Below are 16,715 nucleotides of genomic sequence, written 5' to 3' on the forward strand. Positions count from 1 at the left end.
ACCTCTTTCACCTCTCCTGCCCCTCTTGTTCCCCCCGCACCACCCTCGACCCCAAAGGGGCCCGCTCATGCGGATGTATCTGCTCGCCCTCAACCCCACCGACTCGGTCACCGAGGGGTTCCTGCCCGCTGCCGCCCGCCTCGGCCTCGACGTCACGATCCTGACGGACCAGCCATCGGCGCACCGGGACGTCCCTGCGCACACCGAGGTTCTGGAGTGCGACGTCCATGACTTCCGCGCCGTCATCAACCGGATAGCCACCCACCACCGCGCCGACGCGGTGTTCACCAACAGCGACCATCTGCAGACCCAAGCGGCCCTGGCCGCCGACTACTTCGGACTGCCCGGCAAGGACTGGCGGGCCGCGCTGCGTGCCAAGAACAAGGGCGAGATGCGGCGCCACCTGGCCGCCGCGGGCCTCGACGCGGTGCGGTCCATGGAGCTCGCCGCCGGGCAGGACCCGTCCGCGTTCGCCGCCGCCGACCTGCCGTATCCGGTGGTCCTCAAGCCCCGCGAGGGCGTGGCGAGCGAGGACGTGATCCTGGCCGCGGACGCCGAGGAACTGGTGGCACGCGCCAAGGAGATCCAGGCGCGGCGCCCGCACGCGGCGCTGCTGGCCGAGGAGTTCCTGACCGGTGAGCTGTACACCCTGGAGACCCTGGGCGACGGCCGGGTACGGCACGTCCTGGGCGGCTTCCACACCGCCGTGTCCGCACCGCCCGTCTTCATCGAGGAGCGGCTGGACTTCGTCGCCGCCCCGCCGGAACCCGTGGTCGCCCAGGTGACGGCGCAACTCGACGCACTCGGCGTCGGGCTGGGCGCCTGTCACACGGAGTACGTGGTGCACGAGGGCCGGGCGCGGCTCATCGAGGTGAACTACCGCGTCATCGGCGACCAGTGCGACCTGCTGCTCGCGCAGATCCTGGGCATCGAGCTGTTCGAGCTCATCCTGCGGGCGCATCTGGGCGAGCCGCTGCCCGCGGACCTCGGCGCCCGGCGCGACGGCGCGGGCCGGGTGGAGTACGCCCTCGCCGACCGGGCCGGCACGCTCACGGCGGCGCCCGCCGCCACGGACCGGACGGGGGACGGCGTACGCCTGGCGTACCGGCCGCTGCGCGACCTCGGCGAGCGGCATCCGCACTACGGCACCAACCGCGACTACCTCGGCGTGCTACGGGTCACCGGCACCGACCGCGGCGCCGTGGAGCGGGTGGCGGACGACTTCGTCGCCGCGGAGCGCTGGGAGATCACGCCGTGAACACCGCACTCGCCACCGCCGAGAAACCCGCCACGCACCGGACCGACGACCCGGCCGGGACGGCGGAAGAGGCCGAACTGCTGGTACGCGTGCTGGGGGCGCTGCTGCGGGAGGACGTCGTCGGCCTGCGCACCCGCGGCACGCTGCTGGAACGCCCGGACGGGCCCTGGCTGCGGCTCCCCGCGGGCCCGGCCGCCGGCGCCCTGCTGCTGCCGCTCGCCGAGGACGGCTACCAGAGCGCCCACACCGCCCGCCTGCCGCTCCTGGTCCGCGAGTCCGACGGCGCCCGGCTGCGCACGCTCGACGAGGTCGTCACGGCGCTGCGCGACCTCGCCGACCCGGCCGACCGCGGCGGCTTCGACGCCCTCGCCGAGGAGTGCCGCCAGACCCTGGCGACGATGCGGCTGCACACCCGCACCCGGGACGAGGCCGAGGCCGACCTGACAAGCCGCCACGGCGGCGATCCCGGCGCCTGGCAGGGCCTGGCCGGCGGCCTCGCGTACGACACGCTGGCCGCCCGGACCGACCACCCCGTCTACCCGACAGCCCGCGGCCGGTCCGGCCTCGACGAGGACCAACTCCGCGCGTACGCACCTGAGTTCCGCCCCGACTTCGCGCTGCGCTGGCTCGCCCTGCCGCGTGCGGCGGTCACCGTGCCGGGTGGCGCCGCAGGGCTGCCCGACTGCTGGCCGACGCCCGGGGAGCTGGGCCTGCGCCACCTCGACGAGAGCCATCTCGCCCTTCCCGTCCACCCGTTGTCCGTCGGCGACCCGCTGCGCGGCGCGCTGCGCCGGACCGGCCTGGAGGACGCGGCGGTGCTGTCCGACCGCGAGCTGCTCACCGCGGTGCCGACGCTGTCGATGCGGACCGTGGCGCTCGATGCCGACCCGCGGCTGCACCTGAAGCTGCCGCTGGCCACCGCCACGCTGGGCCTGCGCAACCGGCGCACCATCAAGCCGGGCACGCTCGTCGACGGCGCCGCGGGCCAGCGGCTGCTGGAGACCGTGCTCGCCCGCGAGCCGCGGTTCGCCGCGGCGATCCTCCAGGCCGACGAGACCTGCTACGCGCACGCCGGTGACGAGCTGCTGGCCGTGCTGTGCCGCCGCTACCCGGCCGGCCTGGACGACAGCACCGTCGTGCCGATGGCCGCGCTGCTGAGCCGGGCACCGGGCGGGCGGCCGGTGATCGACCACCTCGCGGACCGCTTCTACGGCGGCGACCCGCTCGCCCTGCTCGACGCCTGTCTCACCCTGCTCTTCGACTGGCAGACCACCCTCTTCGGCTACGGCATCGCGCTCGAATCGCACCAGCAGAACATCTCGCTGGTGCTGGACCGGACCGCCGGCGGCACCCGGCTGCGGCTGCTGTTCAAGGACAACGACGGACCGCGGATCAACACCGTCCGGCTGCGGGAGACCCTGGGCGACGACGCCCCGGACCCGGCCGGCTTCGCCGACCCGCGGATCTTCGCCGAGAACGACCGGCCGGTGCTGGACCTGTTCACCACCATCACCGTCCACCTGTGCGCGGGCTCGTACGCCTTCGGCCTCGCCCGGCACCAACGCGCCCCGCTGGACCGGCTGCTGGGCCTGGTCCGCGACCGGCTGGCCGAGGCCGTCGAGCGGCTGGGCACCGGGCCGCACGAGCCGGGCGCCGCGCTGCGCGCCCACGTCCTCGACGCGCCGGAGCTGCCGGTGAAGGCGATGGTCAGCGCCGGGACGCTGCTGTCCAAGGAGCGCTCGGGCGCCGCCGACATCAACAAGCACTACACCACCGGACCCAACTACCTGCTGCCGACGGGGGCTTCCCGATGAGCACCGCCACCTCCCGCCGGACCGAGCCGGCGGCCGTCGAGACCAAGGCCCGTCCGGCCCTCGCGCGTCGCCAGGTCAACGCCGTGGCCGGCTGCTACTTCGTGGCCTCGTTCGCCGCTCTCGGCCTGCCGCCGTACCTCACCGAGGTCCTGCCCGAGCTGGGCGACGGCGCCGCCCGCTGGGCCGGTCTGCTCTATGTCGTCCCCACCCTGTTCGGCGCCCTCGGCGCCCCGCTGTGGGGGCGGCTGGCCGACCGCTTCGGCCGTAAGAGACTGCTGCTGCGGGCGCAGTTGGGGCTGGCGGCGGCGTTCCTCCTGGCCGGCTGGGCCGATTCGCTGGCCACGTTCGCCGCGGCGCTGGTCGTGCAGGGCGTCCTCGGAGGCACCTTCGCGGCGTCGAACGGCTATCTGGGAGCGGCCCTGGAGGGCCATGCACTGTCCCGGGCCCTGACGCTGATGCAGGGCAGCGCGCGGGCGGCGCTGGTCTTCGCGCCGATCGTGGTCGGCGCGCTGACGCCGTGGCTGTCGCCGCACCGCCAGTACGCCCTGCTGGCCGTCCTGCCGCTGGCCGCGGCCCTGATGCTGGTGAGGCTGCCGGAGCCGGCCGCCGCCCCGGCCGGCGTGGTGCAGGGGGACGGTACCGCGCCGGGTGCCGAGGTCACGGAGCCCGCCGAGCCCGCCCGTCCCCCGGCCGGGCACCCGCCGGACGCCGGCCCGCTGCGCGCCCTCTACGCCCTGGAGTTCGCGTTCGTCTTCTCCACCGTCATCTCCTTCCCCTACCTGATCTCCCTCATCTCCCAACGGCTGCCGGGGACCGATCCGCTGGTGTCCGGCGTGCTGTTCGCCCTGCCGCACCTGTGCTACCTGGTCGCGGCGATGGGGGTGCACGCCGCCTTCCGCACCCGCCCCCGGACCGGGATCGCCCTCGGCTTCGGCCTGATAGCGGCCGGTCTGGCCGGGCACGGGCTCGCCGGCTCGCTCGCCTCCTTCATCGCCGTACGCCTGGTGCTGGGCGCCGGGCTCACCCTCGGCCTGGTGTGCCTGTCCGTACTGGCCGCCGACTGCGCCAAGGGCCGTGCCCCCGGCGGGCTGTTCGGCTCGATCGAGTTCTTCTCCAAGGCCGGCGCGGTCGCCGCGGGCGTGGCGGCCACCGCCGGCAACGACTGGTTCGGTCCGGTCGCCCCCCTGCTGACCGGCACCGCGATAGCCGTGGCCACCGGACTCGCGACCGCCGCCCCTCTCCTCGCCCGTACTCTCCGCACCCGCAGGAGCCACCGATGCCCTCGCTGACCAATTCGCCCGGCACCGCCCCGGTATCCGCCGCCCCCACCGGCCTGCCCACCGCCGACCAGGCCGTGGCACACACCCTGCTCAACTGTCTGCTGCGGGAGGTCTCCGGTCCCGAGCACCAGACCGCCGTCGATGACGGGCGGCTGCTGATCCGGCTGCCGCGCCGCGGCGTGCTGCTGCGCGTCGCGCTGCGCCGTACCTCGCTGCTGGGCGCGCACCGCTTCACCGGCCCGGTGTCCGAGGAGACCGACGGCGGCTGGGCGGAGGTCGGCTGGCGGCGGCTGGCCGAGTACGCGCACGCCGAGCTGTCGCTGCGCACCGGGGTGCACAACGAGGAGTTCCTGGCGCAGATCGCCTCCAGCCACCAGGCGGTGTCCGCCGCGCTCGCGGCCCGTGCGCAGGGCCCGGCCGCCGGGGAGCACACCGCGGGGGACTGGCAGGCCGCCTATGTCGCCTCCGAGCAGTCGCTGCTCTTCGGCCACCGCTTCCACCCGACCCCGAAGGCCCGCACCGGCGACCCCACCGCCTGGCAGTCGTACGCCCCCGAGACCGGCGCCGCCTTCCCGCTGCTGCTGCTCGCGGTGCGGGACGAACTGATCGCCGAGGAGTCCTGCGCGGACGGCGCCACCGCGGTGCTGGACGCGCTGCACCCCGACGTCCCGGACGGCTACCGGCTACTGCCCGTCCACCCCTGGCAGTACGAGCTGCTGCGCGACCACGCGGGCCTGACGGAGGCGCTGGAGCGCGGCGACATCCGCGTCCTGGGCAGCGGCCGGACGCCGTTCGCCGCCACCGCGTCCGTGCGCACGCTCTACGACGGCGCGACCTTCCTCAAGTTCAGCCTGAACGTCCGGATCACCAACTGCCTCCGGAAGAACGCGAGTTACGAGCTGTCCGGCGCGGTGGCGCTCACCCGGCTGCTGGCGCCGCAGCTCACCGACCTCGCCACCCGCTTCCCGGGAAGCGCGGTGCTCCAGGAGCCCGCCTACCGCAGCCTGGCGCTGCCCGGCGCCGACGGCCGCCCGGCCACCGAACTGCTCGAAGGGTTCGGCGTCATCGTCCGCGAGGGGCTCGCCCAGCGACTGCTGCCCGGCACCACCCCGCTGCTGGCCGCCGCCGTCGCCGACGAGTACCCCACCGGCCCGGCGCACGTCTCCCGGCTGCTGGCGGGCGCCGGCCCGCAGGCCGCGCTGGACTGGTGGGCCGCCTACCTCGCCCTGCTGCTCCCGCCGGTGCTCGCCGCCTACTTCGACCACGGGCTGGTGCTGGAGCCGCATCTGCAGAACGTCCTGGTCTGCGTCGACGGCGACGGGATGCCCGCGCAGGTCCTCTTCCGCGACCTGGAGGGCACCAAGCTCGTCCCCGAACACCACACCGAGCTGCTGGCCTCGCTGCCGGAGCAGGTGGCCGCACCGATGACGTACGACGCCCAGCGCGGCTGGGACCGCGTGGTGTACTGCCTGCTGGTCAACCACGTCGCCGAGATGCTCGCCGCGCTCGCCGATCTGCACCCGGACACCGAGACGGAGCTGTGGGCGCAGGTCCGCCGCACCCTGCAGACCCACGCGGACCGCTACGGCTGCCCGCCGCGGCTGGCCGCCCTGCTGGCCGGCGTGCCGCTGCCCGCCAAGGCCAATCTGCTCACCCGCTGGGAGCGCAAGGCCGACCGGGAGGCCGGCTATGTGCGGCTGCCCTCGCCGCTGGCCGAATCCGTGCTGTCGGGCGCGGTCCGCACCGACGACACCACCCCCTGGAGCGCCCGATGACCACCCCGAGCCCCACCCTTCCCGCCACGGTCCGCGACCGGGTCCGCTCCCTCGCACCCGAGGAACTGCCCGCCTACCTCTACGACATGGCGGCGCTGCGCGCGCACCTGGCCGAGGTGCGGGCCGCGCTGCCGGGGCGCGTCGAGCTGTACTACGCGGCCAAGGCCAACCCGGAACCGGAGATCCTGGGGACGCTGCGCCCGTACGTGGACGGCTACGAGGTCTCCTCGGGCGGCGAGCTGGCACATGTCGCCAAGGCCGTGCCCGACGCTCCGCTGGCCTTCGGCGGACCGGGCAAGACGCCCGCGGAGATCGTGCGGGCGCTGGAGACCGGCGTACAGCGCTTCCACGTGGAGAGCGTGTACGAGCTCCACATGCTGGCGAGCCTGGCCGCCCGCCACGTACCGGAGCGCCGGATCGCGGTGCTGGCGCGCGTCAACCTGCCGGTCGCCGACGGCTCCCTGGACGGCAGCTCGCTCGCCATGGGCGGCCGCCCGACCCCCTTCGGGCTGGACCCCGACCGGGCCGGTGAGGTCATCACCCTGCTCACCGACGGCAGCTACCCGCACCTCGAACTCCGCGGCATCCACGCCCACTTGGCCAGCGGCCTGGCGGCGCCCGAGCAACTCTCCGTGGCGGAGGCCATCGTGACCTGGGCCGCCGCGCTGGCCGCCCGGCACCGCGTCCCGCTGTCCGAGGTGACCATCGGCGGCGGCATGGCGGTCGACTACGCCGCCCCGGAGCGGCGTTTCGACTGGGCCGCCTACGGCGCGGGCCTGGCCCGGCTCACCGCCGCCCACCCGGACCTCACCCTGCGCATCGAGCCGGGGCGGGCGCTGACCGCGTACTGCGGCTGGTACGCGACCGAGGTGCTGGACGTGAAGCGCAGCCACGGCGAGGAGTTCGCCGTGGTGCGCGGCGGCACCCACCATCTGCGCACCCCCGCGACCAAGGGCCACGACCAGCCCTGCACCGTGCTTCCGTCCGAGGCGCCCTGGCCGCACCCCTGGCCGCGGGCGGCGGCGGAGGGCGGCCTCGTCACCGTCACCGGGCAGCTGTGCACCCCCAAGGACGTCCTCGCCCGCGGGGTCCCGGCACCGGGGCTGCGGGCCGGTGACCGGCTGGTCTTCGGCGTGGCCGGCGCGTACGCCTGGAACATCTCGCACCACGACTTCCTGATGCACCCGCGCCCCGGCTTCCACTTCCTGGACGCCGCGGAGCCCGGCGCGGGCGGGGAGGGCTGAGGTACTGCGCCCCACCGCGGTCCGCCGCCCGCCCGGCGTGCGCCGCGCGGGCCTCCGGGGCCGACGGCGGGGTGCCGGGGCGGCGCGGACCATGATCACGTCGCCCGCACAGTCCGGGCCGCGCGGCGCGGCGTGATCATGGTCCGCGCAGCTCAGGGACGGTCGGCAGGCGCCTCACGGAGCGCCGCCGGCCACTGTGTGGTCGCCGTAACGACGGGTGGGCGGTTGCCGTGACACCTGGTTAACGGGCCGTTCGTAAGGTCGGGAGCACAGCAGCCGACCACGAAGGGGACCGTCCGTGACCGCACCGGAACCGCCGGCAGAAAGCATTTCGCAGGTGCGGACGGCGTGCACGTACTGCGGTGTCGGCTGCGGGGTCGTACTGGACGTCGCGACGGACGGGGACGGGCGGCGGACGGTGCGCAAGGCGGCCGGCGACAAGGCCCACCCGGCGAACGCCGGCCGCCTGTGCACCAAGGGCGCGACCAGCGCCGAGCTGTTCTCGGCGCCGGGGCGGCTGGCGACCGCGCTGGTGCGCGCGGACCGCGGCGACGAGCCGGTGGCCGAGGCCATGGACACGGCCGTCAAGCGGACCGCCGCGCGGCTGCGGGAGATCATCGACGAGCACGGCCCGGACGCCCTCGCCCTCTACGTCTCGGGGCAGATGACGCTGGAGGCGCAGTATCTGGCGAACAAGCTCGCCAAGGGCTTCGTCCGCACCCGGCACATCGAGTCCAACTCGCGACTGTGCATGGCGAGCGCGGGCAGCGGCTACAAACTGTCGCTGGGCGCGGACGGCCCGCCCGGCTCGTACGAGGACTTCGAGCACGCCGACGTCTTCCTCGTCATCGGCTCCAACATGGCCGACTGCCACCCGATCCTCTTCCTGCGGCTGATGGAACGGGTGAAGGCGGGCGCCAAGCTGATCGTCGTCGACCCCCGGCGCACCGCCACCGCGGCCAAGGCCGACCTGTTCCTGCAGATCGAGCCGGGGACGGATCTGGCGCTGCTGAACGGCCTGCTGCACCTGCTGGCCGCGGACGGCAGGCTCGATGCGGAGTTCATCGCCGAGCACACCGAGGGCTGGGAGGCGATGCCGGAGTTCCTCGCGGACTACCCGCCGGCGACGGTCGCCGAGCTCACCGGGATCCCGGAGGCGGACATCCGCCGGGCCGCCGAGTGGATCGGTGCGGCCGGCGCCTGGATGAGCTGCTGGACCATGGGCCTGAACCAGAGCACCCACGGCACCTGGAACACCAATGCCCTGATCAACCTGCATCTGGCGACCGGGGCGATCTGCCGGCCCGGCTGCGGCCCGTTCTCCCTCACCGGCCAGCCCAACGCGATGGGCGGGCGGGAGATGGGCTACATGGGGCCGGGCCTGCCCGGACAGCGGTCCACGCTGGTGGCCGGGGACCGTGCCGTCACCGAGGAGCTGTGGGGCCTGGAGCCGGGGACGCTGCGGGCCGACGAGCCCGGCCGGGGCACCGTCGAGATGTTCCAGCGGATGGCCGACGGCGAGATCAAGGCGTGCTGGATCATCTGCACCAACCCCGTCGCCTCGGTCGCCAACCGCCGCACGGTCATCGAGGGGCTGGAGGCCGCGGAGTTCGTCCTCGCGCAGGACGTCTTCGCGGAGACCGAGACCACCGCGTACGCCGATGTGGTGCTGCCCGCCGCCATGTGGTCCGAGTCCGAGGGCGTGATGGTCAACTCGGAGCGCACGCTGACGCTGGTGCGGCAGGCCGCCGACGCACCGGGCGAGGCCTGGCCGGACTGGCGGATCATCGCCGAGGTCGCCTGCGAGATGGGCTTCGAGGACGCCTTCAGCTACCGGAGCGCCGAGGAGATATTCGAGGAGATCAAGCGCGCCTGGAACCCGCAGACGGGCTATGACCTGCGCGGAGTGTCCTACGAGCGGCTGCGGGAGACGCCCGTGCAGTGGCCCAGCGCCACCGCCGACGGGCCCGCCCGCAATCCGGTGCGCTACCTCAACGACGGCGTCAGCCAGTCCCTGGACGAGCGGCCGGACGGCACCCGGCCCCGGCTGACCTTTCCCACCGCGTCCGGCCGGGCCGTGTTCTTCGCCCGTCCGCATCTCCCGGCCGCCGAACTGCCCGACGACGACTTCCCGTTCGTCCTCAACACCGGCCGGCTGCAGCACCAGTGGCACACCCTCACCAAGACCGGCACGGTCGTCAAGCTGAACAAGCTCAACCCCGGCCCCTTCGTGGAGATCCACCCCCAGGACGCCCAGGCGCTGGGGCTGGCGGAGGGCGACAAGGTGGAGGTCGCCTCACGGCGCGGCCGGGCGGTGCTGCCCGCCGTGCCGACCGACCGGGTGCGGCCCGGCAACTGCTTCGCGCCGTTCCACTGGAACGATCTGTTCGGCGAGTACCTCAGCGTCAACGCGGTGACCCATGACGCGGTCGATCCGATCTCCTTCCAGCCCGAGTTCAAGGCGTGCGCGGTGTCCCTGGCCAAGGTCGCGGGAGAGCCGGGGCCCGCGCCGGGGACGGCGGCACACACGGGCGGGACGGATGCGGCGGACGCGGCCCCGGGCCCCGGTGGGCGGGTGCCGGTGGCGGCGCTGGCCGGGGTGTTCCAGCTCGCCGAACCCGCGCCGCCGGTGCTGGCCGCGCACGAGCGCCGCTACCTGTCCGGCTTCCTCGCCGGGCTGGACTCCGGGTCCGCCGTCGGCACCCCGGTGCTGCCGCCCGAGGCGCCCTTCAGCCCGGACACCGCGCTGTGGGTCAACGGCGTGCTGGCCGGGATGTTCTCCCGCATACCCGAGGTCCGGCCGCGGACCGCCGCGGCCGACGCCCCCGCCGCGCCGGCCGGGGACACCCCGGGCCGGACGCTCGTCGTCCTGTGGGCCTCGCAGACCGGCAACGCGGAGGAGGTCGCCGCCGACACCGCCCGCCGGCTCAACGGCAGCGGCCGGCAGGCGACCCTGCTGAGCATGGCGGACACCGCACCGGCCACCCTGCCGGACGGCGCCGATCTGCTCATCGTCACCAGCACCTTCGGTGACGGCGACGCCCCCGACAACGGATCGGACTTCTGGGAGACCCTCAACGCGCCGGACACGCCGCGGCTGGAGGGCGTGCGCTACTCGGTGCTCGCGCTGGGCGATTCCTCGTACGACGACTTCTGCGGCCACGGCCGCCGGCTCGACGCCCGCCTCGCCGAGCTCGGCGCGGTGCGGATGGTGCCGCGGACCGACTGCGAACCGGACTACGAAGCGCCGGCCGGGCAGTGGCTCGACCAGGTGCTCACGGTCCTGACGGACGACCCGGGGCCGGCCGACGCCGCGGCGTCCGGCGGTGCCGGGAAACCCGGGGGTACCGGAAGGCCGGCGGCCGCCCCGGCCCCCGCGTCCCCCGCGGCTCCGGCCGCCACCGGGCCCGCCAAGGCCGCGCCGGTCACCGCCCGCCTCGTCGGCAACCAGTTGCTGAGCCGGGACGGGGCCACCAAGGAGGTGCGGGAGTTCACCTTCGACACCCGTGACGACGACGGCACCCCACTGGACTACGAGGCGGGCGACGCGCTCGGGGTGCTGCCGCAGAACTGCCCGGAGCTCGTCGCGGAGTGGCTGGCGGTCACCGGTGCCGATCCCGCCACCGTCGTCGACCTCCCGGGCCAGGGCGCGGTGCCGCTGGGCGAGGCGCTGCACCGGCACCTGGACATCACCCGGATCACCCCCGCTCTGCTGCGCCTCGTCGCCGAACGCACCGGTGACCGGGTCCTGAAGAAGCTGCTGCGGCCCGACAACCGGGGTGAGCTGGCCCAGTGGACCTGGAGCCGGCAGGCCGTCGACGTCCTCGCCGAGTACCCGGTACAGGCCGGTGCGGCGGACTGGGCGGCCCTCCTCCCCCGTCTGCAGCCCCGGCTGTACTCCATCTCGTCGAGCCCGCTGACCGACCCCGCGCTGCTGCGTCTGACGGTCTCCGTGGTCCGCTACGAGAACCGCCAGGGCCGCGCGCGCAAGGGCGTGGCCTCCACCTTTCTGGCCGATGCCGGGCAGGACAGCCCGGTGCCGGTGTTCGTCCGGCGCACCCCCCAGTTCCGTCCGCCGGCCGATCCGGCGACCCCGATGGTGATGGTGGGCCCCGGCACCGGCGTCGCGCCCTTCCTCGGCTTCCTCGACGAGCGGCGCGCCCGCGGCCACCGCGCCCCCAACTGGCTCTTCTTCGGTGAGCAGCGCCGCGCCACGGACTTCTACCACGAGGACGCCCTCGGCCGGCTGTGCCAGGACGGGCTGCTCACCCGGCTGGACACCGCCTTCTCCCGCGATCAGCGCGCCAAGATCTACGTCCAGGACCGGATGCGCGAGCACGGCGCCCACCTGTGGTCCTGGCTCCAGGACGGCGCCCACTTCTATGTGTGCGGTGACGCGTCCCGGATGGCCAAGGACGTGGACCGTGCGCTGCGGGACATCGCCGTCGCGCACGGCGGCCTGACGCAGGAGGCGGCCGCGAGCTATGTGAAACAGCTCGCCGCCGACAAGCGCTACGTCCGCGACGTGTACTGAGGGCCCCGCCCTCGGCGCCCGCCCGCACCGCGCTCCCCTCCCTCACCGCCCGCGACCCCGTGGTCCTCCCCGTTCCTCCTGAACGGGCCGACACCGGGCATCGGACGGACCATGGTGAGGAAGGAGAGGAACATGACCCTGATGACCGCTGCCGCGCTGACCACCGAACCGGAGCCCAGGCGGCCCGATGCCGTGCCGAGCGAGCCGGAGCCGGCGCCGCGGGACCCGGTCCCGGCGGAACCGGAACCCGCACCGGAACCCGACGAGCCGGGCCCCGCACCCGAGGAACCCCCCGGCGCGGTCCCGGGCGACCACCCGGCCCCCGAGCCACCCGACTGAACCACCCACCTCCGGTTGCCCGCACCGCAGGACGGAGCGGGCAGGTCGCGGTGCCCGGCCATGACGTGCCCGTCGCGTGGGTACCCGGACAGTTCCGCCGGTGAACGCCCCTTGCACGCCACCTCGGTGAGGAGATGAGGATGCCCCACGCGGACCAAGCGGACCACGCCCGCACCCCGGACCACGCGGCAGACCCGGCAGCGGTGCCGGGCCCCCTCGGCGCCGACGAGCTACGCGCCCTCGACGCCCACTGGCGGGCCGCCAACTACCTGTCCGCCGGGCAGATCTATCTGATGGCCAATCCGCTGCTGACCGTCCCGCTGCGCCCCGAGCACGTCAAGCCGCGGCTGCTGGGCCACTGGGGCACCTCGCCCGGCCTCAACCTGGTGCACACCCATCTCAACCGCGTCATCAAGGCCCGCGCGCTGGACGCCCTGTGCGTATGGGGGCCGGGGCACGGCGGCCCCGCCGTGGTGGCCAATTCCTGGCTGGACGGCACGTACTCCGAGACCTACCCCGACGTCCCCCGGGACGAGGCGGGCATGGCCCGGCTGTTCCGGCAGTTCTCGTTCCCCGGCGGCATCCCCAGCCACGTCGCCCCGGAGATCCCGGGCTCGATCCACGAGGGCGGCGAACTCGGCTACTCCCTCGCCCATGCCTACGGCGCGGCGTTCGACAACCCGGAGCTGTTCGTCGCCTGTGTGGTCGGCGACGGCGAGGCGGAGACCGGGCCGCTCGCCGGCTCCTGGCACACCACGAAGTTCCTGGACCCGGTGCACGACGGCGCGGTGCTGCCGGTCCTGCACCTCAACGGCTACAAGATCGCCAATCCGACGGTGCTCGCCCGGATCCCGCAGGACGAGCTGGACGCACTGCTGCGCGGCTACGGTCACGAGCCGCTCCACGTCACCGGCGACGACCCGGCGGCGGTCCACCAGGCGCTGGCCGCAGCGATGGACCACGCGCTGGACCGCATCGCCGCCATCCAGCACCGGGCCCGCACGGAGGGGGCCACGGAGCGCCCCCGCTGGCCCATGATCGTGCTGCGCACCCCCAAGGGCTGGACCGGTCCGCACGAGGTGGACGGGCAGCCCGTCGAAGGCACCTGGCGTGCCCACCAGGTCCCGCTGCCCGGCGTACGGGACAACGCCGGGCATCTGCGCCAGCTCCAGGACTGGCTGCGCTCGTACCGGCCGGAGGAGTTGTTCGACGCCGAGGGCCGGCCGCGCCCCGAGGTGCTGGCCTGCGTGCCGGAAGGGCCGCGCCGGCTGGGTGCCTCGCCGCACGCCAACGGCGGTCTGCTGCTGCGGGAGCTGCCCCTGCCGCCGCTGGAGCGCTTCGCGGTGGAGGTCGACAAGCGCGGCAGTGCGCTGCACGAGCCGACCCGGGTACTGGGCGGACTGCTCGAAGCAGTCATGGAGGCCACGGCCGAGCGTCGTGACTTCCGGGTCATGGGCGCCGACGAGACCGCGTCGAACCGGCTGGAGGCCCTCTACGAGGCCACCGGCAAGGCCTGGCAGGGCGAGCTCCTCGGCACCGATGAGCATCTCGCCCGCGACGGGCGGGTCATGGAGGTGCTCTCCGAGCACCTGTGCCAGGGATGGCTGGAGGGCTACCTCCTCACCGGCCGGCACGGGCTCTTCTCCAGCTACGAGGCGTTCGCGCACATCGTCGACTCGATGGTCAATCAGCACGTCAAGTGGCTGCGGACGGCCCGCCGACTGCCCTGGCGGCGCCCCGTCGCCTCGCTGAACTACCTGCTCACCTCACACGTCTGGCGGCAGGACCACAACGGCTTCTCGCACCAGGACCCGGGCTTCGTCGACCACGTCCTCAACAAGAGCCCCGAGGTGGTCCGGGTCTATCTGCCGCCGGACGCCAACACCCTGCTCGCGGTGGCCGATCATGTGCTGCGCAGTCGCGACTACGTCAATGTGATGGTGGCCGGCAAGCAGCCGAGCTTCGACTGGCTCACCCTCGACGAGGCCCGCGCCCACTGTGCGCGCGGCGCCGGCGCCTGGGCGTGGGCGGGCACCGAGGACGGCAGCCGCGACCCCGATGTGGTGCTGGCCTGCGCGGGGGACGTGCCCACGCAGGAGACCCTGGCGGCGGCCGATCTGCTGCGCCGGCATCTGCCGGAGCTGGCGGTGCGCGTGGTCAACGTCGTCGACATGGCGCGGCTGCTGACGCCCGGGGAGCATCCGCACGGCATGCCGGACCCCGAGTACGACGCCCTCTTCACCCGCGACAAGCCGGTCGTCTTCGCCTACCACGGCTACCCGTGGCTGATCCACCGGCTCGGCTACCGCCGCGCGGGCCACGAGAATCTGCACGTCCGCGGCTACAAGGAGGAGGGCACCACCACCACGCCCTTCGACATGGTCGTCCGCAATGATCTCGACCGGTTCCGGCTGGTGATGGACGTCGTCGACCGGGTGCCCGGCCTCGGGGTGCGCGCGGTCGCGCTCCGGCAGGAAATGGCCGACGCCCGTACCCGTCATCACGCCTGGATCCGGGAGTACGGCACCGACCTGCCGGAGGTCGCGGACTGGACCTGGAGCGGCTGAGCCGGACGCCCGCCGGGTCAGGCGCCGGCGGCCGTGCGTACGTCCTCGACGACGGACCGGTCCAGCGCCGCGCGCACCAGCCCGGAGGCGAACGCGGCGGTGCGGTCCGGGCCGACCAGCCCCGCCAGCTGCCGGCTCTCGCCCGGCAGGCCCAGCCGCTCCGCACCCTGGACGGCCTTGGCGTCGAGGTACGGGGCGAATTCGGGCCAGACGCCCTGCACCTCGCGCAGGAAGATGTGGGAGCCCGCGGGCCCCATCCCCGGGATCTCCTGCAGGGCCCGGCGCAGCGCGGTGGCGTCGCCGTCGGCCGCCTCCCGCATCCGCCGCAGATCGCCGCCGTAGGTGTCCAGCAGCAGGGTGGCGCCGTCACCGAGCTGGGTGGCGGTGCGCTCGTCGTAGCGCCGGTAGCCGCCCTCCCCCAGCGCGTCGACCCGCTGTTGCCAGGTCGCCCCGGCCATCCGCCGCGGGGTGCGCAGCCCCGCATCGAACAGGGCACGGGCGGCCGCCACCGCCACGGACGCACGGATGCGCGCGCTGAGCAGCCCGGCCAGCACCAGCAGCTGGTACAGCGGCTGCGGTGTGTTGCCCATACGGATCCCGCTCTGTGCCGCGAAGGTCTCGCCGTGCCGCTCCAGCAGGGCGTGCGCCAGGGCCCGCTGCCCGCCGCGGGGGCTCATGCCGCGGTCCCGTACGGGCTCCCGGGGGCGAGGGGGAGAGTGCCTGCCACGCCATGTCCTCCGTTGCTCGGGTCGGTTCGTCCGCGGTCACCCTCCCCGGTCCGCCGCACGGGAAACGGCTGTTGGGCCAGGGGGCGCAAGGACATGCCGCCCCGTACGGGCGGGCCGGGCCCGCCGCGGCGGGGACTCAGCGCAGCGCGTCGAGCCGCCTGCGCGCCGTACGCAGCGACCGTCCACGGGCCGGCACCCCGGACCACGGCCGGGCGGCCGCCTGCTCCAGGACGCCCGCGACGTCCCGCAACGACCAGCGCTGCGGGGTGAGTCCGCGCTCGTCGAGCTGGTCGCGGCCGATCGGCGTGGCCACCGGGGCGCCCGGCTTCGGCCGCAGCGACCAGGGGGCGACGGCCGTCTGCGCGTAGGCGTTGCGCTGCACATCGAGGTAGAGCCGGTCGCCGCGGGACTTCTTGCGGACCGCGGTGGTCAGCCGGTCCGGGTGACGCTCCGCCAGGACCTGCGTCACGTCCTGGGCGAAGCCGCGCACCGTGTCGACGTCGCTCTTGCCGTCCAGCGCCACGATGACGTGCAGGCCCTTCGATCCCGTGGTCATCAACGCGGCCGGCAGGCCGAGCTCGTCGAGCAGCGCGCACAGCCGCCGGGCGGCCTCCCGTACGGCGGCGAAGTCCGGTCCGGGCGGGTCGAGGTCGAACACCAGCCGGTCCGGGTGCAGGGGACGCTCGGCGCGCGAGAGCCAGCGGTGGAAGGTGAGACAGGCCTGGTCGGCAAGGAAGAGGAGGGTCGCCTTGTCCTCGCAGACGGTATGGGTGACGGTGCCGCCCTCCTTGGCGACCTCGGCCCGCCGGATCCAGTCGGGGTAGTGGCCCGGGGTGTCCTTCTGCATGAACTGCGGGCCGCCCAGGCCCTCGGGGAGCCGCTCCAGCATCAGCGGGCGCCCGCGCAGCTGCGGGACCATCGACGCGGCCACCCGGCGGTAGTAGTCGAGGACATCGGCCTTGGTCAGCCCGTCGTCCGGGAAGAGCACCTTCTCCGGCCGGTGGAGGCGCACCGTACGGCGGCCCACCCGCACCGAGGCCGCGCCGGTGTCCCTGTCCGTACCGGTGTCCGTGTCCGTACCGGTGTCCGTGTCCGTGCCGGTGTCCGTGTCCGTGGCGTTCATGCGGGCGGGAGTACCCGGCCCGGGCCGCCCCTACGCTCCCGCGTCCGGGTGGC

General features: G+C 74.4%; 10 protein-coding genes. 8 read left to right on the forward strand and 2 right to left on the reverse strand.

The genetic code is table 11. The features are described 5' to 3' along the window. The first annotated feature begins 67 nt into the window (after nucleotides 1-67). From EST92_RS08885 to EST92_RS08920, 8 genes are all read left to right on the forward strand, one after another. Nucleotides 68-1,258, forward strand: coding sequence for an ATP-grasp domain-containing protein (locus EST92_RS08885; protein WP_129280396.1), 1,191 nt, complete (start codon nucleotides 68-70; stop codon nucleotides 1,256-1,258). Next, nucleotides 1,255-3,072 carry an IucA/IucC family protein gene (locus EST92_RS08890; protein WP_254068656.1) on the forward strand — a complete coding sequence of 606 codons (1,818 nt, stop codon included), beginning with the start codon at nucleotides 1,255-1,257 and terminating at the stop codon, nucleotides 3,070-3,072. Before EST92_RS08885 ends, EST92_RS08890 begins: the two co-directional genes overlap by 4 nt. Beyond that, complete coding sequence (locus EST92_RS08895; protein WP_129280397.1) at nucleotides 3,069-4,361, forward strand: MFS transporter; 1,293 nt, start codon at nucleotides 3,069-3,071, stop codon at nucleotides 4,359-4,361. The genes EST92_RS08890 and EST92_RS08895 overlap by 4 nt, the downstream gene beginning before the upstream one ends. Continuing rightward, nucleotides 4,349-6,127 (forward strand): IucA/IucC family protein, encoded by a 1,779-nt coding sequence (locus tag EST92_RS08900; RefSeq protein ID WP_129280398.1) that lies wholly within the window; start codon nucleotides 4,349-4,351, stop codon nucleotides 6,125-6,127. Before EST92_RS08895 ends, EST92_RS08900 begins: the two co-directional genes overlap by 13 nt. Further along, nucleotides 6,124-7,371, forward strand: a complete 1,248-nt coding sequence (locus EST92_RS08905) for a type III PLP-dependent enzyme (RefSeq protein WP_129280399.1) — start codon at nucleotides 6,124-6,126, stop codon at nucleotides 7,369-7,371. The genes EST92_RS08900 and EST92_RS08905 overlap by 4 nt, the downstream gene beginning before the upstream one ends. Nucleotides 7,372-7,669: 298 nt before the next feature. After that, nucleotides 7,670-11,905, forward strand: coding sequence for a bifunctional nitrate reductase/sulfite reductase flavoprotein subunit alpha (locus EST92_RS08910; protein WP_129280400.1), 4,236 nt, complete (start codon nucleotides 7,670-7,672; stop codon nucleotides 11,903-11,905). 132 nt (nucleotides 11,906-12,037) lie between these two features. Next, nucleotides 12,038-12,244, forward strand: a complete 207-nt coding sequence (locus EST92_RS08915; RefSeq protein ID WP_129280401.1) for a hypothetical protein — start codon at nucleotides 12,038-12,040, stop codon at nucleotides 12,242-12,244. 140 nt (nucleotides 12,245-12,384) lie between these two features. Next, nucleotides 12,385-14,811 (forward strand): phosphoketolase family protein, encoded by a 2,427-nt coding sequence (locus tag EST92_RS08920; RefSeq protein WP_254068663.1) that lies wholly within the window; start codon nucleotides 12,385-12,387, stop codon nucleotides 14,809-14,811. A 17-nt stretch (nucleotides 14,812-14,828) separates the two neighbouring features. Here the strand turns inward: EST92_RS08920 and EST92_RS08925 are convergent, their stop codons facing one another. Together EST92_RS08925 and ligD are read right to left on the reverse strand one after the other, a co-directional pair. Continuing rightward, on the reverse strand, nucleotides 14,829-15,488 hold the full coding sequence (locus EST92_RS08925) for an endonuclease (RefSeq protein ID WP_129280402.1): 660 nt from the start codon (nucleotides 15,486-15,488) through the stop codon (nucleotides 14,829-14,831). A gap of 187 nt (nucleotides 15,489-15,675) precedes the next feature. Further along, nucleotides 15,676-16,662 (reverse strand): non-homologous end-joining DNA ligase, encoded by a 987-nt coding sequence (gene ligD / locus EST92_RS08930; protein WP_254068665.1) that lies wholly within the window; start codon nucleotides 16,660-16,662, stop codon nucleotides 15,676-15,678. Between the last annotated feature and the right edge of the window lie 53 nt (nucleotides 16,663-16,715).

It is taken from the genome of Streptomyces sp. TM32, from assembly GCF_004122755.1.
Taxonomy (GTDB): Bacteria; Actinomycetota; Actinomycetes; order Streptomycetales; family Streptomycetaceae; genus Streptomyces; species Streptomyces sioyaensis.